The 23,683-nt window shown below is 70.9% G+C and carries 26 protein-coding genes and 1 riboswitch; of the genes, 7 read left to right on the forward strand and 19 right to left on the reverse strand.

The window, feature by feature from the left end; all coding sequences use genetic code 11:
- Positions 1-278: 278 nt before the first annotated feature.
- From ABFX51_RS25935 to thiO, 4 genes are all read right to left on the reverse strand, one after another.
- Positions 279-710, reverse strand: coding sequence for a MarR family winged helix-turn-helix transcriptional regulator (locus ABFX51_RS25935; RefSeq protein WP_091514526.1), 432 nt, complete (start codon positions 708-710; stop codon positions 279-281).
- A 114-nt stretch (positions 711-824) separates the two neighbouring features.
- Complete coding sequence (gene thiG / locus ABFX51_RS25940; protein WP_346055192.1) at positions 825-1,595, reverse strand: thiazole synthase; 771 nt, start codon at positions 1,593-1,595, stop codon at positions 825-827.
- A complete protein-coding gene (thiS, locus tag ABFX51_RS25945) occupies positions 1,588-1,788 on the reverse strand; it encodes a sulfur carrier protein ThiS (protein ID WP_091514351.1) in 201 nt (66 codons plus the stop codon). The genes thiG and thiS overlap by 8 nt, the downstream gene beginning before the upstream one ends.
- Complete coding sequence (gene thiO / locus ABFX51_RS25950) at positions 1,789-2,877, reverse strand: glycine oxidase ThiO (protein ID WP_346055193.1); 1,089 nt, start codon at positions 2,875-2,877, stop codon at positions 1,789-1,791. It lies immediately after the preceding gene.
- Positions 2,872-2,980, reverse strand: a riboswitch (TPP riboswitch). It overlaps the preceding gene by 6 nt.
- A gap of 31 nt (positions 2,981-3,011) precedes the next feature.
- Here thiO and thiE point away from each other — a divergent pair.
- Positions 3,012-3,671 carry a thiamine phosphate synthase gene (thiE, locus tag ABFX51_RS25955; protein WP_346055194.1) on the forward strand — a complete coding sequence of 220 codons (660 nt, stop codon included), beginning with the start codon at positions 3,012-3,014 and terminating at the stop codon, positions 3,669-3,671.
- A 4-nt stretch (positions 3,672-3,675) separates the two neighbouring features.
- On the opposite strand, the gene ABFX51_RS25960 is transcribed toward thiE, so the two are convergent.
- The 3 genes from ABFX51_RS25960 to ABFX51_RS25970 all read right to left on the reverse strand — a co-directional run bounded on the left by ABFX51_RS25960 (position 3,676) and on the right by ABFX51_RS25970 (position 6,864).
- Complete coding sequence (locus ABFX51_RS25960; protein WP_091514359.1) at positions 3,676-4,521, reverse strand: hypothetical protein; 846 nt, start codon at positions 4,519-4,521, stop codon at positions 3,676-3,678.
- Positions 4,522-4,663: 142 nt separating this feature from the next.
- On the reverse strand, positions 4,664-6,073 hold the full coding sequence (locus ABFX51_RS25965; protein WP_346055221.1) for an MFS transporter: 1,410 nt from the start codon (positions 6,071-6,073) through the stop codon (positions 4,664-4,666).
- A 62-nt stretch (positions 6,074-6,135) separates the two neighbouring features.
- Positions 6,136-6,864 carry a GntR family transcriptional regulator gene (locus ABFX51_RS25970; RefSeq protein WP_091514362.1) on the reverse strand — a complete coding sequence of 243 codons (729 nt, stop codon included), beginning with the start codon at positions 6,862-6,864 and terminating at the stop codon, positions 6,136-6,138.
- 228 nt (positions 6,865-7,092) lie between these two features.
- Here ABFX51_RS25970 and ABFX51_RS25975 point away from each other — a divergent pair, with 228 nt between their 5' ends.
- Positions 7,093-8,100 carry an SIS domain-containing protein gene (locus ABFX51_RS25975; protein WP_091514364.1) on the forward strand — a complete coding sequence of 336 codons (1,008 nt, stop codon included), beginning with the start codon at positions 7,093-7,095 and terminating at the stop codon, positions 8,098-8,100.
- Positions 8,097-9,023: an N-acetylglucosamine kinase gene (locus ABFX51_RS25980; RefSeq protein WP_091514366.1), complete on the forward strand. Its 927-nt coding sequence runs from the start codon at positions 8,097-8,099 to the stop codon at positions 9,021-9,023. The genes ABFX51_RS25975 and ABFX51_RS25980 overlap by 4 nt, the downstream gene beginning before the upstream one ends.
- Here the strand turns inward: ABFX51_RS25980 and ABFX51_RS25985 are convergent.
- Positions 8,992-9,651, reverse strand: a complete 660-nt coding sequence (locus ABFX51_RS25985; RefSeq protein ID WP_091514368.1) for a DUF3159 domain-containing protein — start codon at positions 9,649-9,651, stop codon at positions 8,992-8,994. The two genes, ABFX51_RS25980 and ABFX51_RS25985, sit on opposite strands and share 32 nt — an antisense overlap.
- Positions 9,652-9,876: 225 nt before the next feature.
- On the opposite strand from ABFX51_RS25985, the gene ABFX51_RS25990 reads away from it, so the two are divergent.
- The 3 genes from ABFX51_RS25990 to ABFX51_RS26000 all read left to right on the forward strand — a co-directional run bounded on the left by ABFX51_RS25990 (position 9,877) and on the right by ABFX51_RS26000 (position 12,285).
- Positions 9,877-10,683, forward strand: a complete 807-nt coding sequence (locus ABFX51_RS25990) for an SGNH/GDSL hydrolase family protein (RefSeq protein ID WP_177228928.1) — start codon at positions 9,877-9,879, stop codon at positions 10,681-10,683.
- Positions 10,684-10,927: 244 nt separating this feature from the next.
- Positions 10,928-11,407 (forward strand): DUF6932 family protein, encoded by a 480-nt coding sequence (locus ABFX51_RS25995; RefSeq protein WP_091514373.1) that lies wholly within the window; start codon positions 10,928-10,930, stop codon positions 11,405-11,407.
- A complete protein-coding gene (locus ABFX51_RS26000; protein ID WP_091514375.1) occupies positions 11,401-12,285 on the forward strand; it encodes a hypothetical protein in 885 nt (294 codons plus the stop codon). Before ABFX51_RS25995 ends, ABFX51_RS26000 begins: the two co-directional genes overlap by 7 nt.
- A gap of 473 nt (positions 12,286-12,758) precedes the next feature.
- Here ABFX51_RS26000 and thpD read toward each other — a convergent pair whose 3' ends face one another.
- From thpD to ABFX51_RS26040, 8 genes are all read right to left on the reverse strand, one after another.
- Positions 12,759-13,652 carry an ectoine hydroxylase gene (gene thpD, locus ABFX51_RS26005; protein ID WP_091514378.1) on the reverse strand — a complete coding sequence of 298 codons (894 nt, stop codon included), beginning with the start codon at positions 13,650-13,652 and terminating at the stop codon, positions 12,759-12,761.
- A 61-nt stretch (positions 13,653-13,713) separates the two neighbouring features.
- Positions 13,714-14,106, reverse strand: a complete 393-nt coding sequence (locus ABFX51_RS26010) for an ectoine synthase (RefSeq protein WP_346055195.1) — start codon at positions 14,104-14,106, stop codon at positions 13,714-13,716.
- 15 nt (positions 14,107-14,121) lie between these two features.
- The gene (ectB, locus tag ABFX51_RS26015; protein ID WP_091514382.1) at positions 14,122-15,375 is read right to left on the reverse strand and encodes a diaminobutyrate--2-oxoglutarate transaminase; all 1,254 of its coding nucleotides are present in this window, start codon (positions 15,373-15,375) and stop codon (positions 14,122-14,124) included.
- Positions 15,376-15,423: 48 nt separating this feature from the next.
- Positions 15,424-15,924 carry a diaminobutyrate acetyltransferase gene (gene ectA / locus ABFX51_RS26020; RefSeq protein ID WP_091514385.1) on the reverse strand — a complete coding sequence of 167 codons (501 nt, stop codon included), beginning with the start codon at positions 15,922-15,924 and terminating at the stop codon, positions 15,424-15,426.
- Between the two features lie 209 nt (positions 15,925-16,133).
- Positions 16,134-16,904, reverse strand: a complete 771-nt coding sequence (locus tag ABFX51_RS26025) for an Abi-alpha family protein (protein WP_218153575.1) — start codon at positions 16,902-16,904, stop codon at positions 16,134-16,136.
- 31 nt (positions 16,905-16,935) lie between these two features.
- Positions 16,936-17,313: a LapA family protein gene (locus ABFX51_RS26030; protein ID WP_091514387.1), complete on the reverse strand. Its 378-nt coding sequence runs from the start codon at positions 17,311-17,313 to the stop codon at positions 16,936-16,938.
- 37 nt (positions 17,314-17,350) lie between these two features.
- Entirely contained in the window at positions 17,351-18,118 is a 768-nt protein-coding gene (locus tag ABFX51_RS26035) for a class I SAM-dependent methyltransferase (protein ID WP_091514389.1), read from the reverse strand.
- A gap of 141 nt (positions 18,119-18,259) precedes the next feature.
- The gene (locus ABFX51_RS26040) at positions 18,260-19,222 is read right to left on the reverse strand and encodes a ring-cleaving dioxygenase (protein WP_091514392.1); all 963 of its coding nucleotides are present in this window, start codon (positions 19,220-19,222) and stop codon (positions 18,260-18,262) included.
- A 95-nt stretch (positions 19,223-19,317) separates the two neighbouring features.
- On the opposite strand from ABFX51_RS26040, the gene ABFX51_RS26045 reads away from it, so the two are divergent.
- A complete protein-coding gene (locus tag ABFX51_RS26045; RefSeq protein WP_091514393.1) occupies positions 19,318-19,761 on the forward strand; it encodes a MarR family winged helix-turn-helix transcriptional regulator in 444 nt (147 codons plus the stop codon).
- Between the two features lie 644 nt (positions 19,762-20,405).
- On the opposite strand, the gene ABFX51_RS26050 is transcribed toward ABFX51_RS26045, so the two are convergent.
- The 3 genes from ABFX51_RS26050 to ABFX51_RS26060 form a co-directional block, all read right to left on the reverse strand.
- Positions 20,406-21,179, reverse strand: coding sequence for a TIGR03084 family metal-binding protein (locus ABFX51_RS26050; protein WP_346055222.1), 774 nt, complete (start codon positions 21,177-21,179; stop codon positions 20,406-20,408).
- A gap of 84 nt (positions 21,180-21,263) precedes the next feature.
- Positions 21,264-22,121: an amidohydrolase family protein gene (locus ABFX51_RS26055; RefSeq protein ID WP_346055196.1), complete on the reverse strand. Its 858-nt coding sequence runs from the start codon at positions 22,119-22,121 to the stop codon at positions 21,264-21,266.
- A complete protein-coding gene (locus ABFX51_RS26060; RefSeq protein WP_346055197.1) occupies positions 22,118-23,677 on the reverse strand; it encodes a benzoate-CoA ligase family protein in 1,560 nt (519 codons plus the stop codon). Before ABFX51_RS26060 ends, ABFX51_RS26055 begins: the two co-directional genes overlap by 4 nt.
- Positions 23,678-23,683 lie beyond the last annotated feature (6 nt).

Consider the following 23,683-nt stretch of genomic DNA (forward strand, 5'->3'; position numbering starts at 1 on the left):
ACTCCTCACCCAAACCGCCTAACTTAGCGGTATTGGCCGGCGGGCAGGCTCCAGGATGATGGACCCCAACGGGACCTCACCTTCGCGAGGTGGTCGAGTTGAGTGATCATCCCGTCGCCTGCGGTTTGTGCATATCACTTTGCCCCAGGGCCGCAAGCTTTGGTCTTTCGGCTGCGCGTTCCGGCGCATGTTGCGGCCCTGGCTCAAAGTGATCCACCGGTATCAGGCGACGGGATGATCACCCAACTCTCGGGTGTACTGCGGGCCTAACGGCCCCCCTAATCCTCATCCACCAGCAGCGCTTCCAGCGCCACCAAACCCGCCGCGAGATCCCGCTGCAGTTCCTCCGGTAGGCGGTCGATGCGCTTGTTCAGCTCGTGCACCCTCGTGGAACGCACGCCCGACAGCATCCGCTCGCCGTCCTCCGTGGCCGTCGCCAGCCAGGCTCGCCTGTCGATGGGGTCGGGTTCTCTGCGGGCGTAGCCGGACTCCACGAGTGACGCCACGATGCGGGACATCGTCGCCGCCGCCACGCCCTCCTTCACCGCCAGGTCGCCCAGCCGCATGGGGCCCGAGGCGACCAGCGTGGCCAGCGCGGAGATCGAACCGTGCCCCGGACCGGGACTGCCCGCCTGCCGCAAAGATCGTGACAGCCTGCCCACCGCCAGGAACAACCGCCCGGCGACGTCCTCGGTCGTCGACGTGTTCACCTCGAGCTCCTTCTGCTCGCCGTCCCCCGTTGCCAAGAGTTCGGACCACGATACGTGCACCCCACGTCTGGGTACGGTGAACACCGTAATCCGGACGTTCTCGGCAACCCAGGGTCAACGGGCGGGAGAAGAAGCCTGCGCCCAGAACCGTTGTGGAATGCGGCCCGCGCCCCGCGCCAGCCGTCCCGCGACGACCGCCGAGCGCATCGCCTGCGCCATCCGTTCCGGGTCCTGCGCGCGCGTCACGGCCGTGGACAGCAGCACCGCGTCGCAGCCCAGCTCCATCGCGAGCGCCGCGTCCGAAGCCGTGCCGATGCCCGCGTCGAGCACGATCGGCACGCTCGCCCTGGACACGATCAGCTCGATGTTGTGCGGGTTCCGGATCCCCAGGCCCGTCCCGATGGGCGCGCCGAGCGGCATCACGGCCGCACAGCCCGCCTCCTCCAGCCGCAACGCCAGCACCGGGTCGTCGTTCGTGTACGCCAGCACGGTGAACCCGTCGGCCACCAGACGTTCCGCCGCGTCGAGGGTCTCGATCGGGTCCGGCAGCAGCGTCCGGTCGTCGGCGTGGACCTCCAGCTTGATCAGGTCCGTCTCCAGCGCCTCACGCGCCAGTTGCGCCGTCAGCACCGCCTCCGCCGCGCTCCGGCAGCCCGCCGTGTTCGGCAACAGCCCGATACCCAGCCGCCGCACCAGTTCCAGCACCCCGGAACCGCCCTCGGCGTCCGCACGGCGCATCGCCACGGTCGTCAGCTCGGTGCCGGACGCGACCAACGCGCGTTCCAGCACCGCGAGGTTCGCCGCGCCGCCCGTGCCGATGATCAGCCGCGAGCCGAGTTTGTGCTCGCCGATGACCAGCTGGTCCCCGTCCACCGTCTCACCCACCTTGCACCGCCGTCAGGATCTCCAGCCGCGCGCCCGCCGGCACGACCACGTCGTCCCAGTCGCCCCGCCGGACGACTTCGCCGTCCAGCGCCACGGCGATGCCACGCGGCGCCGTGCCGAGCGCCTCGACCAGCCCGGCGACCGTGGTGCCGTCGGGGAAGGCCCGCCACTCGCCGTTGACCTGTACTTCCATCTACTTCTCTCCCAGCCGGTGTGGATCGGCCGCCGCCACGTGCGGAGGCGGCGGGGCGCCGTCGAGTAGGGCGACGACCGCGTCCGCCGTGACCGGTGCCAGCAGCAGCCCGTTGCGGTGGTGACCGGTCGCCGCCAGCACGCCGGGGCCCAGTTCGCCGATGAACGGGATGGTGTCGACGCTCGCCGCGCGCAGCCCCGACGCGCATTCCACGAGCTCGTACTCGTCAATGCTCGGGAAGATCCGTTCGGCGCCTTCCAGCAGCTCACGCACGCCCCGCGCGCTCACTGTCTCGTCGAACCCGGCCTCGTACTGCGTCGCCCCCAGCACGAGTTCCCCGTGCTCACGCGGCACGAGGTAGATCGGGCGCCCCTCGACGACGCCCCGCACGGTGCGCGCCGGCGGTGGCAGGCTGGTGCGCCGCGCCCGCAACCGCAGGATCTCGCCCTTCAGCGGCCGGACCGCGAGCGCCGGGTGCAGCCGGCCGCTCCGCGCCCCGGCGGCGATGACGGCGACGTCGCACCGCACCTCACCGGCGAGCGTCCGGACCCGGCCGGGTTCGAGACCCGTCACCTCGTCGTCGGCGAACTTCACGCCCCGCCGGACGGCCGCGGCCTGCAACGACCGCAGCAGCCGCCGGTTGTCCACCGCAAGATCACCGGGCACCAGCAGCGCGCGAATCCCGTTGACGCCGGGCTCCAGCGCCCGCAACTGACGGCCGGTGACGGACTCGACCTCGCGCCCCAGTGAGGCGAGGTATCCGGCGAGCACTTCCAGCTGCCCCGCGTCACCCCGGTCGAGCGCGACCACGACTGTGCCCGCGGTCGACAACCCGGGATCACCCCCGTCGCGGGTCAGCTCGGCCGCGAACGCCGGCCACCGCCGGAGCGACTCCTCGCCGAGGTGCAGCGCGGCCTCCTCGCCGGGCCACGCCTCGGTGACCGGCGCGAGCATCCCGCCCGCGACCCACGAAGCCCCGCGACCGGGCGAAGGATCGACCACCGTGACGTCGTGCCCCGCGAGCGCGGCGCGCCATGCCACCGACAGACCGATGACCCCGCCGCCGATCACGGCTACTCGTTCGACCACAGAAATCACGCTCCCTGCGCCGGCATTATCCGGATCAGGTTCCACGGTCGGAGCGGTCGCGGCTCCCTCTCAGCCCGTGCCTCGGGCTCCCGTGCGGACCCCTCCACCATAACCCGTCGGCTACCGTGACGACCATGCCAGGGCTCAGCGGGGACCAGATCAGGAAGCGGCTCGACGAGGCACGGCTCTACCTGTGCACCGACGCGCGGCGGGACCGCGGCGACCTCGCGGAGTTCGCCGACGCGGCGTTGGCCGGCGGGGTCGACATCATCCAGCTCCGCGACAAGACGGGTGGCGCGCCGCTGGAGGCGAAGCAGGAGCTGGCGGCGCTGGAGGTGCTCGCCGAGGCGTGTGCCCGCCACGGCGCGTTGCTCGCCGTGAACGACCGCGCGGACGTGGCGCTCGCCGTGGACGCCGACGTGCTGCACCTGGGCCAGGACGACCTGCCGGTGCCGGTCGCGCGGCGCATCCTCGGCGACGGACCGGTGATCGGCCGCTCGACGCACTCCGTGGACCAGGCGCGCGCGGCGGAGGCGGAGCCGGGCGTGGACTACTTCTGCACCGGCCCGTGCTGGCCGACGCCGACGAAGCCGGGCCGTCCCGCGCCGGGGCTCGACCTGGTGCGGGCGACGGCCGGGGCACGCCGCCCGTGGTTCGCCATCGGCGGGATCGACGAAAAGCGCCTGCCCGAGGTGCTCGAGGCAGGCGCTTCGCGAGTGGTGGTGGTGCGGGCCATCACCGAGGCCGACGACCCGCGTGAAGCCGCCCGGCGGCTGGCCGAGCGGCTGCGCTGACGGCTCAGCCGCTGGTCGGGGCCGCGCTCTGGGTCGGCGTCGCCGACTGGGTGGGAGTGGCGCTGGTCTGCGACTGCGTCTCCTCCTGGGTGGGCGTCGCCGACTCCGACGTCGACGTCCGCGTGGTCGACGAAGGCGCCGACGAGCGCGAGCGCGACGACGGGGTCTCCGTGACCGTCCTGGTCGTGTCCGTGGTCGGCTCCGACCCGCCGGACTTGCCACCGCCGCCGACGACCTGGCTGAACGTCGTGCCCTTGCCGCCGGAGACCGCGTGCCCGGTCACGGACTCGAACCCGGTCAGCGCGAGCATGCCGATGACGAACGCCGCCACGCTCGTGCCCACGATGAGCGTCCACCGGTTCTTCCACCAGGGCTTCTTGGCCGGCTTCTCCGGCGCCGCCAGCACCGTCGTCCGCATCCCCGTCATGCCCGTCGCCCCCGGCTTCGGGATGTAGACCGTGCGCTGACCGGCGGCGGACTGCCCGGCGCCCGCCATCGGGATGTGCTGCGTCGGCTGTGCGGCGCCGCCCCCGGGTACCTGCCGCGTCGGCTGCACCAACGGGTTCACCGACGTCGCGGGCGGTTCGACGAACCGCGTCTCCTGGCGCAGTCGCGTGTCGTTGAGCGCCAGCATCTCCGCCGTCCTGCGCGCCGCTTCCTTCGTGCGTTTCAGCGAACGCAGGTACAGCTCACTGCCGATCGTCGTGATGATGCTGGCGATCCCCGCACCGGCGACCGTGCCGCCCACCCCCAGCGTCGAGCCCAGGAACGCGGCCGTGATCGCGGCCAGCGCCGACGCCACCACCTGTGCCGGCTTGAGGCCGGACTTCTCTTTTTCTTCCTCGGCCATGATTCCGATCTGCTCGCAGGTTGCCACGCCGTGATACCACGGTGTTCAACGTGTTAGTCGATCGAAATGCTCCCGGTGTTAGCAGTTTCGTGAGCCGCACCACGGCGTCTGTCCACAGTGGACTCGAATACTCACGGGTACTTCACCGGCCCAGCTGCGTCGGCGGCCCGTCGACCGCGCAGTGCAGGCAGTGCTGCCCATGGTCTTTCCCTTGTGGCCCAACGTGTTCCGGCTTCAACACGGAGTTGCTGACGCCGAGCGCGAGCAGGCCGCCGAGCGCCGCGAGACCGGCGCAGACGACCAGCGAAACCCGCCAGCCGGCGGTGAGCGCCACGGGATCGGCGTAGGACTCCCCGGACAGCCCGGCGACCGCGGGCAACACGGCGATCGCCAGCAACGTGCCCGCCCGCGCGATCGCGTTGTTGACCCCCGAGGCGACCCCGGCGTGCTCGGCGGGTGCCGCGGCGAGCACCGTCGCCGTCACCGGTGCGACCACCGCCGCCAACCCGAGCCCGAACACGAGGACCGCGGGCAGCACGGTCCCCAGGTACGACGAGCCCGGTCCGACGCGCGTCAGCAGCAGCATGCCCGCGGCCAGCACGAACGGCCCCGCGACGAGCTGGAGGCGGGGGCCGATCCGCTGCGCGAGCGCGCCGGACCGGCCCGACAGCACGAGCATGACGACCGTGATGGGCAGCCCGGCCAGGCCCGCGGCCGTCGGCGAGTACCGCAGCGACACCTGCAACTGCAGCACCAGCAGGGTCATCACGCCGCCGAGCGCCGCGTACACGACGAACGTCAGCGCGTTGGACGCCGTGAACGTGCGGTCGGCGAACATCCGCGGCGGCACGAGCGGGTCCGCCGACCGCCGCTGCCGCACCACGAACGCGGCCAGGGCGACGAGCCCCACCGCGCCCGCGACCAGCACCAGCGGGTCCGCCACACCCCGGGCCGGCGCCTCGACGAGCGCCGCCGTGACCCCGGCGAGCCCGGCCGCGCCCAGCACCGACCCGGTCACGTCCAGCCGCCCTTCCGCGGTCTCGTCGCGCGACTCGGGCACGTAGCGGCGGGCGAGCCAGACGCACGCGACCGCCACCGGCAGGTTGATCAGGAAACCCAGCCGCCACGACCACGCCTGCACCAGCAACCCGCCGACCAGCGGCCCGGCCGCCGCCGCGAGCCCGCCGAGCCCCGACCACGCGCCGATCGCCCTCGGCCGGTCCTCCTGCGCGAACGACGACTGGAGGATCGCCAGCGAACCCGGTGTCAGCAACGCGCCGCCGACACCCTGCAGCACGCGCGTCACGACGAGCATCGGCGTGGACACGGCGAGCCCGCACAGCAGCGAAGCCGCGCCGAACCAGACGACCCCGACGAGGAACACGCGCCGCCTGCCGAAGCGGTCGCCCAGCGAACCCGCGATCAGGATCAACGCCGCCAGCGCGAGCAGGTAGCCGTCGAGGATCCACTGCAGACCCGCCACCGAGGCGTCGAACTCCGCCCCGATCCTGGGCAGCGCGACGTTGACGATCGAACCGTCGAGCATCGCCATCCCGGACCCGAGGATGGTGGTGGCGAGGACACCGCGCGCCCGCGCGGTGCCCCAGCGCACGGTCACGGGGTGGTCAGGGTGGTGACGAACTTGTACCGGTCACCGCGGTAGATGGAACGGACGAACTCCACGGGCTTGCCGTCCGAACCGAACGAGTGCCGGGACAGCAGCAGCACCGGCATCCCGACGTCGGCGCCGAGCAGCTCCGCCTCGACGGGGCCGGCGAGCGAGGTCTCGATCGTCTCCTCGGCGCGTTCCATCTGGACACCGAACTGCTCGCGCAGAACCGCGTACAACGAGCCGCCGCCCGAGATGTGCTTGCGCAGCCCCCGGAACCGGGACAGCGGCAGGTGCGTGGTCTCCAGCGCCATCGGCTCGCCGTCAGCGAGGCGCAGCCGGCGCATGCGCAGGATCTTGGCGCCGCTGCGGATGCCGAGCAGCTTCGACATCTCCGGTTCGGACGGCAGCTCCTCGATCTCCAGCAGCTTCGACGACGGCTCGCGGCCCTGCGCCCGCATGTCCTCGGTGTACGACGACAGCTGGAGGCGCTGGGCGAGCTTGGGTTCCGCGGCGAAGGTGCCCTTGCCCTGCACGCGGTGCAGGCGCCCTTCGGCGGTCAGGTCGGCGAGCGCCTGGCGGACGGTCGTGCGGGAGACCCCGAAGTCGGTGGCGAGCGCACGCTCGGTGGGGATGGGCGAACCGGGGGGCAGGCTCTCCAGGAGGTCGAGGAGGTGCTGCTTCAACGCCCAGTACTTCGGTTCGCGCTGCCCGCGCGTGGGTGACTCCAACATGACCGACTCCCTCTTTCGACACGCCTCCCGGCGCGAGAAGAAACTACCCTTTCGCCCCGTCTTCCCGCCCGGGTTTAGTATTGGTCTAGACCTTAAAGGGGTAATGCTGCGAAGATGCGGGAAAACCTACCGGATTCCGGCCTCGGTTCGCCCTGGCGGCACGGTGCCGACCACGCGCACAATCGCAGGAGCACGAAAGGGAGAACTATGACCCGCCCCGGACAGCACATGGCAGCGGAGATCGCCGAGCAACCTGAGGTGCTGGCCGGCCTCGTGGCCCGGCGCGCGGAGATCGCCGAGGTGGCGCAGGTCATCGCCCACCGTCCGCCGCGGTTCGCGCTGCTGGCCGCGCGCGGGTCGAGCGATCACGCGGCGTTGTACGCGAAGTACCTGATCGAGGTAATGCTCGGGCTGCCGGCGGGGCTCGTGTCCCCGTCGACCGTCACACTCTACGGTGCGCGCCCCGACCTGCGCGACGTCCTGCTCGTGTCCGTCAGCCAGAGCGGCGGCTCCCCTGACCTGCTGGAATTCACCGAGACCGCGCGCAAGCAGGGGGCGCTGACCGTCGCGGTCACCAACACGCCGGACAGCCCGCTGCACCGCGCGGCCGAACTGGGCGTGAACATCGGCGCGGGCACGGAGCGTGCCGTCGCCGCCACCAAGACGTACTCCGCCACACTGCTGGCGCTGTACCTGCTGATCGACGCCGTGCGCGGGGGCGACGGCTCCGCGGCCGCCGAGCTGGGCCCGCTCGCCGAGCAGGCGCTGCAGGCGCCCGTGCAGCGCGCGGTGGACCGGTACCGCTTCGTCAACCGCATCATCACCACCGGCCGCGGCTACTCGTACGCCACGGCGCTGGAGTCGGCGCTGAAACTCGCCGAGACCAGCTACCTCGCCGCCCGCGCGTACAGCGGTGCTGACCTGTTGCACGGTCCCGTCGCGGCGATCGACGAGGACACCGCGGTGCTCGCCGTGACCGGCACCGGGCGCGGCGGTGCGGCGATGCAGGACGTGCTGAAAGCGGTTGCCGAGCGGGGCGCGGACGTGCTGGCGCTCGGTTCCGCGGCCGACGACGTGCCCGCGGCGCTGCGGATCCCCGTCCCGGCGGTGGCCGAGGAGCTGGCGCCGGTGCTGGAGGTGCTGCCGGTGCAGCAGCTCGCGCTGGGCCTGTCGGTCGCGCGCGGTGGCGACCCGGACAGCCCGCGCGGCCTGCTGAAGGTGACCAGGACGCGATGAGCTTCGTCATCGGGGTGGACGCGGGCGGCACGTCCACCCGCGCCATCGCCGTGGACGCGGCGGGCACGGTGCTCGGCACCGGCCGCTCCGGTGGCGCGAACCCCAACTCGCACTCGCCGTCGATCGCGGTCGCCCACCTCGCGGAAGCGATCGAGGGCTGCCTGTCGGGGCTGAACGTGCAGGAGGCAAACGCTTGCGTCGTCGGCATGGCCGGCAGCAGCAAGCTCACCGACCCCGCGGTGGCGGAGCTGTTCGACGCCACCTGGCAGCGGCTCGGCCTCGGCGAGGTCCAGGTGCGGACGGATCCCGAGGTGGCGTTCGCGTCGGCGACCTCCGCCCCGGACGGCACGGTGCTCGTCGCGGGCACGGGGTCGATCGCGGGCCGCATCCGCAAGCGGCGTCTGGTCGCCACGGCCGGCGGTTACGGCTGGTTGCTGGGCGACGAGGGTTCGGCGTTCTGGCTCGGCCGCGAGGCCGTCCGCGCGACGCTGGACGCGCTCGCCGCCCGGCGCGAACTCGGCGAGCTGGCGCGGTCCGTGCTCGCGGAGGCGGAGGTGGAGACGGATGATCCGCTCCTGGCGTGGCAACAGCTGATCACGGTGGCCAACGCGGAGGCGCCGATCCGCCTCGCCCGGTTCGCCCCGCTGGTCAGCACGGCGGCCGACGCGGGTCCGATCCTCGACCGGGCCGCGGACCTGCTGGCCGGCCTCGCCCGCGAGGCCCGGGAGCCGGGCGAGGACACGCCGGTGGTGCTCGTGGGGAGCGTGCTGGCGGGCCCCGTCGGCGAGCGCGTGCGCGCGAAACTGGCCGGGCTCGACGTCCTGACCAGCACCGATGGCGTGCTGGGCGCGGCGTGGCTCGCCGCGGTCGAGGCCTACGGCGAGGGCGCCGTCAGGCCTGCTCCTCCTGCTCCGGCTCCTTGAGCCGCAGGCCCGGATGGTCGTCGGGCAGGGTCCGGTAGAGCACCCAGCCGCTCACCGCGATCGTCAGCGCCTGCAGCGGCCACGTCAGCACCGTGCGCGCGATGCCGAGCGCGACCAGCTGGCCCGTCCACCACAGCGGCAGGTAGACCGCCACCCGCAGCAGGTACTGGCACGACCACGTCAGGCTCGCCCGTGAGTACGCGCGCAGCAGGTCCGGGTCACGGCGCCAGCGCGTCTTCTGCCCCAGCAGCAACCCGACGACGACCCCCAGCAACGGCCACCGCACCACCACGCTCGCCGCCCACAGCAGGGCGCTCGCGATGTTCGACAGCAGCTGGATCAGGAAGAAGTCCTGCGCGCGCCCGGTGTGCAGGGCGATCAGCGCGGCGACGATCACGGCGGCGAGGCTCACCACGACCGCCCGCGCCTTGTCCCCCCGCACCAGCCGGAACACGCCCACGACGACGGCCGTCGCGATGGCGGCCGCCGAGCCCCACGCGATCGAGTTCCCCGCGATCAGCCAGCCGAGCACGAAGGCCAGCGGCGGCAGGCTCGCGTCCACCGCACCCTTGCGGCCACCGAGCACCGTGGCCAGCGACTCCCGCTCCCGCGTCCCTTGTGAGGTCACCCTTACATGCTGCCCGAAGAATCCCGTTCCGGGAACGTCCGGGGAGATCTTGCCCACAGGGCGCCGCGCACGGCGGTAATACGGAGGCGCGGGTGACCGACAACGTAAGAGACTGTGACCTCACGGGAAACCGACGGTGGCGCAGGTCGGGAACAGGAGTGCATCCTCGCGGTGTTGGCTCCTGGGGGGAACTGAATATCGGTGCTGGAGAGAGGGGATCGCAGCGTGTACGGCTACGACAGCTATGTCGCCCTGGGTGACAGCTTCACCGAGGGCCTCAACGACGAACTCCCCGACGGCACCTTTCGCGGCTGGGCCGACCGGCTCGCCGGGATCCTCGCGGGGGACACACCCGGTTTCCAGTACGCCAACCTTGCGCTGCGCGGCAAGATGCTCGCCGAGATCGTCGACGAACAGGTACCCGTGGCGCTCGAACTCAAACCCGATCTGGTGACGTTCTGCGGTGGTGGCAACGATGTCATCGTCCCCGGCACCGACGTGGACGAGATCTCCGCGCAGATCGACTCGGTGGTCGCCGCGCTGCGGGGCGCCGGCATCGAGGTGCTGCTGTTCAACGGTCCCGACACGAAGACGCTGTCGGTGATGAGCGTGCTGCGCGGCAAGATCGGCATCTACAACACGAACCTGTGGGCGATCGCGGCCCGGCACGGCGCGCAGGTGGTTGACCTGTGGACCATGGACGTGCTGCGGGACCCCCGCGCGTGGAGCGACGACCGGCTGCACTTCACCGCCGAGGGCCACCGCCGGATCGCCTTGCGCGCGGCGGAGATGCTGGGCGTCCCGGTGACGGAGGACTGGCGCGAGCCGTGGCCCGCGCTCGACCTCCCGCGCAACTGGGTGGCGCTGCGCCGGGCGGACCTGGCCTGGGGCAAGACGCACCTGCTGCCGTGGATCCGCCGTCAGCTGCGTGGCGAGTCGATGGGTGACGGCCTGTCCCCGAAGCGCCCGCAGCTCACGCCGTTCGTGCTGCCGTCGCTGTCGTCCTCGGACGAGCACGCGCACACCCGCTGAAGCAGGGTGGTGGGTGGCGCCGATGGTGCCGCCCACCACCCTGGCCAGTGCCGTAGGTACCACTGATAGGGCCAGCCACTTCCCCACCACCACCCTCAACAGAGACGCTCCGCGCCACTGCTAAGGCCAGCCACTTCCCCACCACCACCCTCAACAGAGACGCTCCGCGCCACTGCTAAGGCCAGCCACTTCCCCACCACCACCCTCAACGGAGGCGCTCCGCGCCGCTGCTAAGTTCTCAGGCATGCCGCTCCCGCACTGGACCATGGAGGGCGTACTCCCGCCAGGGCGGCTGCCAGCCGATCTCGCCGACATCTACGAGCGGCTCGTCTTCGACGCGCCGCACCAGAACGAGCGGGAAATCCTGTTCAGCGCGCTCAACAGCTACCTCGGCGCGGTCGCCCGCGTCATCCCCAGCGGACGGGCCTGGATCGGCGGCGCGTTCATCGCCCGCACCGAGCACGTGCCCAGCGGGCTGGACGTGGTCCTCATGCCGGACGACTGGGGCAGCCTCAAGCGCATGACCGGCCCGGTCCGCGACGCGCTCTACGGCCTGCTCACGCTGCGCGGGGTGATCATCGGCCAGCCCGCGATGTACCTGGACCAGGTGCAACCGGTGGGCGGCCTGCTCGACGGCTTCCTGTGCTTCCCCGGTGACGAGGACATCTGGGCGCAGACCTGGTCGATGTCCGGCACGCGCGGCTTCCCCGAGGTGATCTGGTGACGGAGTTCCGCAGGATCGCCGACGACATCCCCGGCGGCACCTGGCTCGACGACCTGGCGCGCGCGTCGGCGATGGCGGCGCACGCGAAGTTCGAGCGCACGTCGCGCTCCCCGCTGTTGCGGGTGTCGATGCTGGGCTCGACGAACCTCGACGCGTACACGTTCTCCGACATCAGCCGCGCGCTGCAGGACGCCACGGCCAAGATCGGGCACATCATCCGCAACCCGCAGGCCGAGGTCACCTACGTCCAGCCGACGGACCGGGACAAGGCGCCGCTCATCCAGCGCGGTCAGGCGGGCAACACGATCTTCTTCGGCTTCCCCGAGCCCGCGCTCGACGACGCGCTGATCCACGACGGCATCGAGAGCCTGTCCGAGCGCGCGGTGAAGGAGCTGTGCGACTTCCTGCCCGCCAACGGCTCCGACGACGGCGCGCTCGACGCCGTCCTGCTGCAGCGCGACACCGTGCGCAACGCGGTCAGCGACATCGTCAACGCGGTGGTCAAGAACGTCGGCATCGGCATCCAGCTGACCCCCACCTCGGGTGACGACGTGGCCCGCAGCATGACCCTGGACCAGGCGAAGGTGCTGCACGGCAGCCTGCGCGAGTCCCGCGAGGCGGTCGGGTACGAGACGGTCTCCGGCCGCCTCGACGGCGTCCGCACGCGGCGGCGGATCTTCTACCTGGAGCGCGAGTCGGGCGGGACCATCCAGGGCGCCGTCGCGCCGGACCTGCTGGGCCAGATCAAGGAGAACCTCGACCGGCCCGTGACCGCCCGGCTGCGGGTGGTCCGCACGACGACGATCGACGGCCGCCGCGGCCGCCCGGTGCACGAACTGCTGGAGATCACGCCCGAGGTCAACCTCTTCGACCAGTGACAGGGGCCCACCCCCGCCCCCGATCTCGCATCGTTCAACGGCCGTCACGGTGCGTCAAGGGCGCCTCCGGCGTCGCTTCGCGATGGCTTCGCCACCCTGGACCCACCGCGCCGGCCGCTGGGGAAGCTGGGGATCGGGAACGAGGGTGGGGTGTGGGCGGTGGGCCACCGGGTCGCGCCGCCGGGTTCCATATCCACCGCCGGGCAGCGAAAACGGACAACGAAACGGCCTCGTGCCACCAGTCCCGATCTGGTGGCACGAGGCCGTCCCGGTGAAACATGCGACGGGGCGGAAAACGCCCCCGCCGATCTCATTGTCAGCGGTCGTACAGGACTCACCCGAGCAAGGAGAACCCACACCACCGACGACAACCTGGGGCCGCTCCGGACTCCGCCGTTGCGGTGGCGCTCACCGTAACAGCCTGCGCTGGAGCGGCTACAACCGACCCACGGTTCGCCGGTGTGATTTCCCGCTCACCGCGTGATGGGCGTGAACTCCCTGCTGCCGATGAACGTGGGCCGGGGCTTGCTCGCCGCGAACGGCTCCACGAGCGCGTTCTCGACACTGTTGAACACCAGGAAGATGTTCGACCGCGGGAACGGCGTGATGTTGTTCCCGGAGCCGTGCATGATGTTCGAGTCGAACCACAGCGCCGAGCCCGCCGGGCCGGTGAACTGCTCGATGCCGTACTCGGCGGCGAGCTTGGTGATGTCCGCCTGGCTCGGCACGCCGATCTCCTGCTCCTTCAGCGAGGACTTGTAGTAGTCCTCCGGGGTCTCGCCGACGCACGGCACGAACGTGCGCTGCGAACCCGGCATGACCATCAGCCCGCCGTTGAACGGGTAGTTGTCGGTCAGCGCGATCGAGCAGCTCACCGCCCGCGGCCGCGGCATCCCGTCCTCGGCGTGCCACGTCTCGAAGTCCGAGTGCCAGTAGAACCCGGTGCCCTTGAACCCGGGCATGTAGTTCACCCGGCTCTGGTGGATGTACACCTCGGAGCCGAGGATCTGCCGCGCCCGGTCCAGGATCCGCGGATCACGGATGAGCTCGCTGATCAGCTCGCTGATCTTGTGCACCTCGAAGATCGACCGGACCTCGCCGCTCGCCTTCTCGGTGATGACCCGCTCGTCGGCCTTCAGCTCCTCGTCGCCGGACAACCGGACCAGTTCCTGCCAGTAGGTCTGCACCTCGGCGGGGGACAGCAGCCCCTCGACGACGTGGTAGCCCTTCGCGTCGTGGGACGCGAGCGTCGCCGCGTCGTCCGGGCCGTCGGCCTCCGTGCCCCAGACCGTCGGGTCGGTCCGGTCGATCGGTTCCGCGGTGCCGGTGACCCGCGTCGGGTAGAGGTCCTCGATCCCGGTGTCCATGGTGGTCAAAACGGTTCGCCTCCTCGGCTTCCCTTTCTTCGTGCGTGGCGGGGGTGGTGCGTCAGTCCTCTTCGGTGATCAGGGGGTACACGCCGTTCTCGTCGTGCACCTCGCGGCCGGTGACGGGCGGGTTGAACACGCAGATGGTCTTCATGTCGGTCTTCGGGCGGACCTGGTGCTTGTCGTGGTCGTTGAGCACGTAGATCGAGCCGGGCCGGAGCTGGTGGGTCTCGCCGGTCGCCTTGTTGGTGACCTCGCCTTCACCCTCGTAGACGAACACCGCTTCGATGTGGTTGGCGTACCAGAAGTCGTTGACGGTGCCCGCGTACAGCGTGGTCTCGTGCACCGAAAAGCCGACGCCGTCCTTGGCGAGCAGGATGCGCTTGCTCCGCCAGTTCGGCTCCTTGATGTCGGCCTCGGTGTCGGTGATCTCGTCGAGGGTACGGACGATCAAAGCTTCTCTCCCGTTCTACTTGCCCAGTACTGCCTTGACGGAGGCGTCGATGATCTCGAGCCCCTCGCCCACTTCGGCGTCGGTCAGCGTCAACGGCGGCAGCATCTTGGCCACCTCGCTGTCCGGGCCGGAGGTCTCCATCAGCAGGCCCCGCTCGAACGCCGCGGCGCACACCTTCCCGGCGATCTCGCCGCTTTCGAACTCGAGGCCACGCGCGAGGCCACGCCCCTTCGCGGTCAGGTTCGCCTCGGGGTAGGCCTCGACGATGCCCTGCAGCGCCGCGCCGATCCGCTCGCCCTTGGCGCGCGTGGACTTCTCCAGCTCGTCGTCGCTCCAGTAGGTCCGCAGCGCCTCGGCGGCGGTGACGAACGCGGGGTTGATGCCGCGGAAGGTGCCGTTGTGCTCGCCGGGCTCCCACACGTCCAGCTCGGGCTTGATCAGCGTCAGCGCCATCGGCAGCCCGTAGCCGCCGATCGACTTCGACAGGCACACCATGTCCGGCTTGATGCCGGCGTCCTCGAAGCTGAAGAAGGGACCGGTGCGGCCGCAGCCCATCTGCACGTCGTCGACGATGAGCAGGATGTTGTGCCGCTCGCACAGGTCGGACAGGCCACGCAGCCACTCCAGGCTCGCCGCGTTGATGCCACCCTCGCCCTGCACGGTCTCCACGATCACCGCGGCCGGCTCGTTCAGCCCGCTGCCGGAGTCGTCGAGCAGCCGCTCGAAGTACAGGAAGTCCGGGTAGGCGCCGTCGAAGTACTGGTCGTAGGGCATCGGCGTGGCGTGCACCAGCGGGACACCGGCGCCGCTGCGCTTCATCGAGTTGCCGGTGACCGACAGCGCGCCCAGCGTCATGCCGTGGAAGGCGTTGGTGAAGTTGATGACGGACTCGCGCCCGGTCACCTTGCGGGCCAGCTTCAGCGCGGCCTCGACCGCGTTGGCGCCGCCGGGACCGGGGAAGATGACCTTGTAGTCCAGCTCGCGCGGCTTGAGGATCTTGTCCTCCAGCGTCTCGAGCAGGTCACGCTTGGCGACGGTGAACATGTCGAGCGCGTGGGTCACGCCGTCGCGGGCGATGTAGTCGAGCAGCGCCTGCTTGAGGACCGGGTTGTTGTGCCCGTAGTTGAGCGCCCCCGCCCCCGCGAAGAAGTCGAGGTACGGGGTGCCGTCCTCGGCGTAGAGGCGGCTGCCCACGGCCCGGTCGAAGACGACCGGCCAGCCACGGCTGTAGCTGCGCACCTCGGACTCGAGTTTTTCGAAGATGCTCACTGGCTATTCCACTCCCGACTGCTGGCTTGCGGATCGCCGAATTCCACGTTATTGCGCGGAAAGCGGGCCTATTCGGTACAGATCCTCTTGCTCGTGCGGCCCGCTGTCCGCCGGAAAGTCCGAGCGGGCGAACAGTTCCGTGTGCTCCATCGGCGCGTTCCAGCGTTTCGCGAACGACGCGAACGTCCTTATCGATGCTTCGTTGTCCGGGGTCACGGTCGTCTCCAGGTAGCGGACGCCCCGGCCCACCAGACGCGTGAACAACTCGTCCAGCAATGCCCCGGCCAGGCCACGTCCGCGCTGTGACGCGTCGACGGCCACCTGCCACACCAGCGCGGTGTCGGGCGCCGAAGGCCTGCGGTACCCGATCACGAAACCGACCGCCTGACCGTCCACTTTGGCCACGACGGAGGTGTCAGCGAAATCCCGGCACCACAACAAATACGCATATGGCGTGTTGAGATCCAGCTTCTGCGAATCCCGTGCGATTCGCCACAGCGCAGCGCCGTCGGCCTTGGTCGGGAAGTCGATCAAGTGCTTTCCGGACATGTCAAAACAAGCTAACAGAGGTTCTTAGCCCGTTCAGCGCAAGACGAAGCGCGCACGTTGACTACCTGCAACGACGACGAAACACATGTGACAATAACAACAAAAATGTACCTTTTCGCGGCTGGATGTGCTATACGCCCAGCACGGACCCGCCGCGGTGGCCGGTTTCCCGGATCGCCACCGGAGAAGCGCTGCGGCTGCCGGTTTCGTTACACGGTAGTGGTCCGGGTCACGTCACGCGAATCGGCCGCCGTCGGATCGCAGGACGCCCAGAAGCGGGACCCGAACCGCGACAGTCGCAGGGTGTGACGGACCAGCTTGACCCGGCGCGCCCCGGCGGCCGCTGTCCGCACCAGCTCGTCGGTCGCCAGCACCTCGTACTGCGAACCGAGCGCCGGGTCCTCGGCGGTGACGTCGACGAGACCGAGCCCGGCGAGCCGGGTCACGTAGCTCGGGACCTCGTCGGGCAGGGTCACGCCGGCGGCTTTGCCCACGGTCGAGGCGTTGCGCAGCAGGATCTTCTCGCCGCGGGCGACGACGTCGAGCACGGGATACGGCTCGCCGTCCGACAGCACGACCAGGATGCGGGCCTCGTCCGGGGTGAGCTGCCGCAGGACCGTGGCGTACAGGTACTCGCGGGCGCGGTCCCGGTCGAAGGTGACCGACCGGTCCAGCAGCTCCTTCATCGCGGCGCGCAGGGGCTCGGGCGCCGGCACGACCTCACCGGACGGTTCGCGCGTCCCCGCGGCGCTGAGCGCCACGACGTACGGGTCGTCGAACTCGTCGAGGCGACGGCGCAGGCCGCTGAGGACCTGGCGTTCGACCTGGCGCAGGCCCTCGCCCGCGTTCTCCAGCCCGGGCAGCCTGCCTGCCAGCGACGCGCCCGTGCGCGCGGCGAGACCGGCGAGCCTGCCGACGCGGCGCAGCAGGCCGTCGTCGTCTTGCGCGGCGTTCACGGCGGACAGGCCCTCGCTGGTCACGCCGCAAATGCTAGCGGCAGCGTGCCGCCGGTCAGCGGACCGCTCGGCTCGCCCGTTTGGTCGCCCGCCGCAGCTGCATGATCCGGGCCGCGCCGATGAGCGCGACGAGCACCGCGCCGCCGATCGCGGCGAGCAGCAACGCGACGCCGAGCGGCAGGCCGGCGCTCATGCCGAGGAAGTTGACGGTCGCCGACGCCAGGTTCTGCAGGATGAAGATCAGCAGGAAGACCAGGACGATCAGCGCGACGATCACCGCCACCCACGTGCCGCTGACGCGGGTCCGTTTGATCGGCGCCGGACGCGGCGGGGCGGTGGGCTCCACCGGGGCGTCCGGGGTTGGCTGTCCCGCGGGAGACGCTGGTTCGGGTCGTGCCGCGGTGGTGGACTCGGGGTCCTGCGCGGAAGTCATGTCCGAATTATCGGCCGGACGGCGGAGTCTCGCTGGTTCACACCGTCCGATCGGGTGACCAGACCAGCGTCCGGAGGCGGCGTTTTTCCAGCGGCTCGCGTTCGAGCACGGCCGCCACTTCGGCGGTCCGCTCGACGCCGAGGCACAGGCGGCGGCGCGTGACGGCGACCAGTTCGTCGAACGGCATCGGGGCGGCGTCCTTCTCCCAGCACACGACCTCGGGCTCGAACCCCAGCTCGCGGACGGCTTCGACGGCGTCGGCGGCGGTCGGCCCGTCGGGGCGCTCGATGCCGTGGAAGTGCCGCCACAGGGGGTTCATCCGCGCCATCGGGTGCCGTTCGGTCAGCTCGACGACGACCCGCCGGGCGTGCCGCGCGAGTGCTGTGAGGAAGGGCGGCAGGTCCGGCACGTTGTAGAGGACGTTCGCGCACACGGCGACGTCGAACTCGCCCACCTGCTCGTGCACGTCGGGCCAGCGGCCCTCGACGGCTTCGTACGGCAGGGAAAGCGCTTTCGCGCGCTCGGCGAACGAGGCGAGCAGGGCGGAGTCGGTGTCGACGGCGGTGATGCGAGTGAGCTTGGCGGCGCAGGGCAGGCTCGCCGCGCCCGCTCCGGCGCCGACGTCGAGCACTGCCCCGCTGACGGCCCGGTGCGTGGGAGTCGCGGGCTCACCCAGCTGGCGGTCCACCCGGCGGACGAACACTTCGCGGGTCGGCTCCCAGGGCGATTCGGGCGCCCGCGTCAGGATTTCCGGCGGGATGGCCCATTCGGCGAGGCGCGTGGCCCACCGCTCGACGGCGCTCATGCCGCCGACGATAACCAGCGCTTCGCCTCCGCCCCGGCGTCGAGGGGGATCTGGTGCCCGCCGGGCTCCCTCACTGGTCCGGTCCGCTCTCCGGAACGGTTCCGCCATCTCCGCCCTCGATCAACTCGTACTCCAGCGTGGTCACGCCCGCTCGGGGTTGTTCTCGCTGGGCAGGTTCAGCTTGGGCAGCGTGTGCTCGATCTGCTCGCGGTCGGGCTCCAGCCACGGCGGCAGCTTGAGCGCGCGGCCCAGCTCCAGCAGCGGCTCGTCGATCGCGAAGCCCGGGGCGTCGGTGGCCACTTCGAGCAGGGTGCCGCCCGGTTCGCGGAAGTAGATCGACCGGAAGTACTGGCGGTCGAGGATGGACGTGACGTTCACGCCGCGGTCCACCAGCTCCTCGCGCCAGGAAGCCTGGGTCTGCTCGTCGGGCGCCCGCCACGCGACGTGGTGGACGGTGCCCGCCGCGACGAGGCCGCGCGGTGCGTCCGGGGTGACGAGCACGTCGACGATCGTGCCGGGACCGCCCTCGCCGGCGCTGAACCGCAGGCGGTTCGAGTCCTGACCGGTGAACGTCAGGCCCAGCTCGCGGAACATCTCCGCGGTCGCCTCCTCCTCGGCGACCGACAGCGTGACCGAGTGCAGGCCGCGGATGGCGTGCTCGGCGGGCACGTGCCCGTTGTCCCACGGGTCGCGCGGGTCGCCCTGCGGGTGCGCGACGAGAGCGAGCCGCAGCCCGTCCGGGTCGTCGAAGGTCAGCACGTCCTCGCCATCCCGGTTGGCGATGCGGCCGGTGGTGATCCCGGCCTCCGCGAGGTGGTCCTTCCACCAGCCGATCGAGTTCGGCGGCACGGAGAACGAGGTGGTGGTGGCCTGGCCGGTGCCGCGCGTGCCGCTCGGGGCGTCGCGCCAGGGGAAGAACGTCATGAGCGAGCCGGGCTTGCCGGACTCGTCGCCGTAGTACAGGTGGTAGGTGCCCGGGTCGTCGAAGTTCACGGTGGTCTTCACCAGCCGCAGCCCGAGCGTGCGCAGGTAGAAGTCGGCGTTGCGCTGCGGGTCGCCGCCGATCGCGGTCACGTGGTGCAGGCCGCTGGTCTTGATGGACATCCGGTCCTCCTTCGAGGGGATGGGAAGAAGCTATCTCGGAAACCTCTCGCTCGCAAGATATATTCCCGCAAGATACCTCCGCGTATACTGTTCGCGTGGCAGAGGATGACGAGATCGTGACGTGGTGGGGCCTGGTGATCGAAGGCTACGTCGCGACGCAGGACAAGTTGATGGGTGAGATCGGTGAGCGGTTCGGACTCTCGCCCGCGCAGTTCGACATCCTGATCCGGCTCGTCCGCACGCCCGGGTACCAGATGCCGATGACGCGGCTGGCCACCGAGGCGGCGCTGTCCAGCGGGGGGTTCACGAAGGTCGCGGACCGCCTGGTGGCGGCGAACCTGATCGTCCGCCGCCCGAGCCCGAACGACCGGCGGGTGACCTACGCGTGCCTGACGGAGTACGGGAAGCGGGTGGCCGAACAGGCGCGCGAGTTCTGCGCGTCCATCCTCCGGCGGAGGGTTCTGGAGCCGCTGGGCCCGGACGCCTCAAAGGCCCTCGCCGAGGCGATGCGCACGCTGCGGAGCGTCAACGGGGAGTAGCTGGAAGGCCGGTCTTGCTCCGCGCGGTGAGTTTGGCTCCGCAGGAGGCGGGGGTGGGTCGGTGACCGGGGTGGGTTCGGACGGCGGGCTTGCCTCGGTCCGGGGACGGCGAAACGGCCCCGGGTCCCCGGGGCAGCGACTGGGAGCGGTAGGAAGCCGCGAAGGCGGATTCGGGAAGCGGGGCTTGCCTCGGCCCGCGGACGCGAAACGGGCCCGGGGCGGCGGCGGGGAGCGGTAGGAAGCCGCGAAGGCGGGTTCGAGAGGTGGGGCGTGCCTCGGCCCGAGGACGGCGAAACGGGCCAGGGCGCCGGGGGCGGCGGCTGGGGCAGCGGCGAGGAGCGGCGGGAAGCCGCGAAGGCGGATTCGGGAAGCGGGGCTTGCCTCGGCCCGCGGACGCGAAACGGGCCCGGGGCAGCGGCGAGGAGCGGCGGGAAGCCGCGAAGGCGGGTTCGGCGGGAGGGAGCTTGCCTCGCCCCGGACCGACGACGGCGAACACCGGGTGGCGGAGAGCGGCAGGAAGTCCCCTGGCCACAAAGGCCGGATCGGGAGGCAGGGCCTGCTTCGGCCGGATCAAGATCCTCGTCTGGTAGCAAGCGGGGCCCACGACTGGGGCCGGGCTCACACCCCAGCCGCCATGCGATCGCTCAAAGAAAGATCCTTGCGATGTCCAGCCACTTCTGGGCGTCTTCGCCGGTGGCGGTGAGGTCGGTCTCGGCTCGGGGTCTGCGTTGGGTCACCCGCAGGCAGAAGTCGAGAGCACTGCCCCGGACCCGCTGCCGGGCGTCTTCCGGGCCCCAGGTCCAGACCTCCCCACCGGGACCCGCCAGCTCCACCCGGAACGGCTCCGCCGGGAGCGGCAATCCGGCGACGTGGAACGAAAGTCCGCGCCCCACGAACCCCAACGTGGCTATGTGCCGCAGCCGATCGGTCGGGCGGCGCCGAACCCCCACCGTGTCGAGGACGTCCTGCCCGTGCGCCCAAGTCTCCATCAGCCGGAGCGGGACCATGAGCGCCGCGGTCAGCTGGGAGCCGAACCACGGAAACGTGTGCTCCAGCGGAACGTCACGCAGCGCCGCCGCCACCTCGGTCCGGCCGGCGCGCCACCGTTCCAGCAGCTCCGACCGCGGCTGCGCCGCACCCGCGGCGGCCTCCCGGTCCGCGTGCCCGCTGCCCCCGGCTTCCACCTCCTCCAGCACCGCGCCGAACGCCTCCGGCGTCCGGATCGCGATGAGGACGTTCGCATCGGCCGCGGCCAGGTGCGCGATCTGGTGGGCGATCGTCCACCCCACCGCGGGCGTCGGTTTGGACCAGTCGGGTTCCGCCGACACCACCGCGTCCAGCTCGTCCCCCTCCGCCACCAGACCGGACAACACCAGGTCCCGCGGAACCCCGGACAGGTCAAGGCCGTAGTCCACCATCGAAGTCACCCGGCCAGGCTAGGCCGGAGCGGTACCGGGCCGCCGAACTTTTCCCCTTCGAACGCCGTCCTTACCCCGCACCCCCTAAACGCCCAGACCCGGGAACAGCTTCGCGGCGTTGCCGGACAGGACCGCGCGTAACACAGCCGCCGGGAGACCCAACTCCGCCAGCGCGCGCACATTTCGGGCCGTGCCGGGCACACCTGGCCAGTCCGTGCCGAAGACGAACTTCTCCGCCAGCCGCGCGAAGTCGAAACGGGCGTAGTACTCCGGGAGCTTCTTCGGCGGCAGGCCGGCCAGGTCCAGCCACACGTTGTCCTTCGCCAGCGCCAGGAACGCCGCCACGTCGTACCACCAGCCGCGACCACCGTGGGCGAACACGAACTGCACGTCCGGGAAGTCTTCGACCACATCGGACATCAGCTCCGGATTGCCGAAACTCGCCCGCGCGCCGGGAAAACTGCTCGTGCCCGAGTGGATGATCACCGGCACCCCGCGTTCCGCGCACACCTGGTACGCCGCGTACAGCTCCTTCTCCGCGGGCGAGAAAGCGCCGTGCACCGGGTGGATCTTCAGCGCCACCGCGCCCAGCCCCAGCTGCCGCTCCACCTCCGCCGCCACCGGGTGGTGCAGGTACGGGTTGACGTTCGCGACCAGCCGGAACCGCGATGGGTTGTGCTCCACGATCGGCAGCAGGTCCTCGATCGGCTGGATACCCGTCGCCCGTGGGCTGTACTCGCAGAACAACAACGCCCGGTCCACGCCCTCGGCCTCGAGCAACGAGTCCAAAGCGGACGGAACCGGATCGCCGGCCGAGTCGTACGCCGCGCGCCAGTCGTGCGGGCCCGAGAACTTATCCGCCCAGTCCAGCCACGCCTGTTTCAACGTCGAAAGCCGGGGCACGTGGACATGCGCGTCCACCACCGTGAAACCGTCGATCACGCGAGCGCCCCCGGGCGCAGCGAGTCACGGACCTGCTCACGGATCACGTTCCGGCGGATCTTGCCCGTCGCCGTCTTCGGCAGCTCCGCGACCGCGACCACGGCACGCGGCCGCTTGAACGACGCCAGCCCCTCCCGGCAGAACTCGATCAGCGCGCCGGGCTCGACCACCCGCCCGGCCACCGGCACGACACACGCGACCGGCTTGTCGATACCGTCCGCGTCCGGCGCCGCCACCAGGGCCGCCTCCGCCACATCCGGGTGCTGCAACAGCCTCTGCTCCACTTCGGCGGGCGACACCCAGATCCCGCCCGCCTTCAGCATGTCGTTGAACCGTCCCAGGCAGGTGTAGGTGCCGTCGGCGTTGCGCACGTAACTGTCACCCGTCCGCAGCCACTCCCCCTGGAACACGCGCTTGCTCGTCTCGTACCGGCTCCAGTACCCGAACGCAGTCGACGGCCCGCGCACGAACAGCTCACCCGGCTCGCCCACCGCGTCGATCGGCACGCCGAGCGCGTCCCGGATCTCCACTTCGTAGCCCGGTACCGCTGTGCCGGTGGTTCCGGGCACCACCGCGCCGGGACGGTTGGACAGGAAGATGTGCAACGCTTCCGTGGACCCGATGCCGTCGAGGATCTCCACGCCGAACCGGGCCAGGAACCGTTCAAAAAGGACAGACGGCAGTGGTTCACCGGCTGAAACCGCCTGCCGCACAGAGACAAACGTGTCATCGGGGATGTCGCTCGCGAGCAGGGCGGCATAGAACGTGGGCACGCCGAAGAACAACGTGGGGCGTTCCGCGCGGACCCGTTCGGCCACCGACTGCGGACTGGGGCGTCCGGCTTCCAACACGACGGAGGCGCCCACGGACAACGGGAAGAACGCCGAATTCCCGATGCCGTAAGCGAAAAACAGCTTGGCGACCGAAAAACAACGGTCCCCGGGGCGGATGCCGAGCACCTGGCTGCCGTAGGTCTCGCACACGGCGCGCACACTGGCGTGCCGGTGCATCGCGCCCTTCGGCTCGCCCGTGGTGCCCGACGTGTACAGCCACAGCGCCGGGGAGTCCTCCCACGTGTCGAACGGCAGTACAGGGTCCGAAGTGGACAGCTCGGACCAGTCGTGCGTGTGCACACCGGGGAAATCCGCCGGATCCGCGCGGTCGAGCACCACCGCCGCGACCTCCGGCGCCCGGCCGACCGCCTCGCTCGCGGCGGCCGCGAACTCCGCGGACACGCACAGCACGCGCGCACGGGAGTCCGCGAGCACCTTGCCGAGCTCGGCGCCGGTGACCATCGTCGACACCGGCACCGGGACGGCACCCGCGTACATCGCCCCGAGGATGCCGGTGAGCAGCTCGACGCCGTCGACCATGCACAGCATCACGCGTTCCTCGGGCCGCACGCCGATCGCGGTGAGGCCGCCCGCGACGCGGTGCACCGCGTCGGCCAGTTCGGCGTACGTGAGCGTCCTGGCCGGGGTGACCACGGCGGTCCGGCTGCCGTCACCGTTTCGCACGTGCCTGTCGAGCAGGTAGTCCGCCGCGTTGAACCCCACCGCCGC

The organism is Amycolatopsis dongchuanensis, from assembly GCF_039542405.1.
In the GTDB taxonomy this organism is placed as follows: domain Bacteria; phylum Actinomycetota; class Actinomycetes; order Mycobacteriales; family Pseudonocardiaceae; genus Amycolatopsis_E; species Amycolatopsis_E sacchari.

Excerpts from the sequence above, each read along its gene's own strand:
- thiS (WP_091514351.1), bottom strand. The coding sequence starts at position 1,788 with ATGGAAGTACAGGTCAACGGCGAGTGGCGGGCCTTCCCCGACGGCACC.
- thiE (WP_346055194.1), top strand. The coding sequence starts at position 3,012 with ATGCCAGGGCTCAGCGGGGACCAGATCAGGAAGCGGCTCGACGAGGCA.
- ABFX51_RS25960 (WP_091514359.1), bottom strand. The coding sequence starts at position 4,521 with ATGGCCGAGGAAGAAAAAGAGAAGTCCGGCCTCAAGCCGGCACAGGTG.
- ABFX51_RS25965 (WP_346055221.1), bottom strand. The coding sequence starts at position 6,073 with ATGGCGATGCTCGACGGTTCGATCGTCAACGTCGCGCTGCCCAGGATC.
- ABFX51_RS25970 (WP_091514362.1), bottom strand. The coding sequence starts at position 6,864 with ATGTTGGAGTCACCCACGCGCGGGCAGCGCGAACCGAAGTACTGGGCG.
- ABFX51_RS25975 (WP_091514364.1), top strand. The coding sequence starts at position 7,093 with ATGGCAGCGGAGATCGCCGAGCAACCTGAGGTGCTGGCCGGCCTCGTG.
- ABFX51_RS25980 (WP_091514366.1), top strand. The coding sequence starts at position 8,097 with ATGAGCTTCGTCATCGGGGTGGACGCGGGCGGCACGTCCACCCGCGCC.
- ABFX51_RS25995 (WP_091514373.1), top strand. The coding sequence starts at position 10,928 with ATGCCGCTCCCGCACTGGACCATGGAGGGCGTACTCCCGCCAGGGCGG.
- thpD (WP_091514378.1), bottom strand. The coding sequence starts at position 13,652 with ATGGACACCGGGATCGAGGACCTCTACCCGACGCGGGTCACCGGCACC.
- ectA (WP_091514385.1), bottom strand. The coding sequence starts at position 15,924 with ATGTCCGGAAAGCACTTGATCGACTTCCCGACCAAGGCCGACGGCGCT.
- ABFX51_RS26030 (WP_091514387.1), bottom strand. The coding sequence starts at position 17,313 with ATGACTTCCGCGCAGGACCCCGAGTCCACCACCGCGGCACGACCCGAA.
- ABFX51_RS26035 (WP_091514389.1), bottom strand. The coding sequence starts at position 18,118 with ATGAGCGCCGTCGAGCGGTGGGCCACGCGCCTCGCCGAATGGGCCATC.
- ABFX51_RS26040 (WP_091514392.1), bottom strand. The coding sequence starts at position 19,222 with ATGTCCATCAAGACCAGCGGCCTGCACCACGTGACCGCGATCGGCGGC.
- ABFX51_RS26050 (WP_346055222.1), bottom strand. The coding sequence starts at position 21,179 with ATGGTGGACTACGGCCTTGACCTGTCCGGGGTTCCGCGGGACCTGGTG.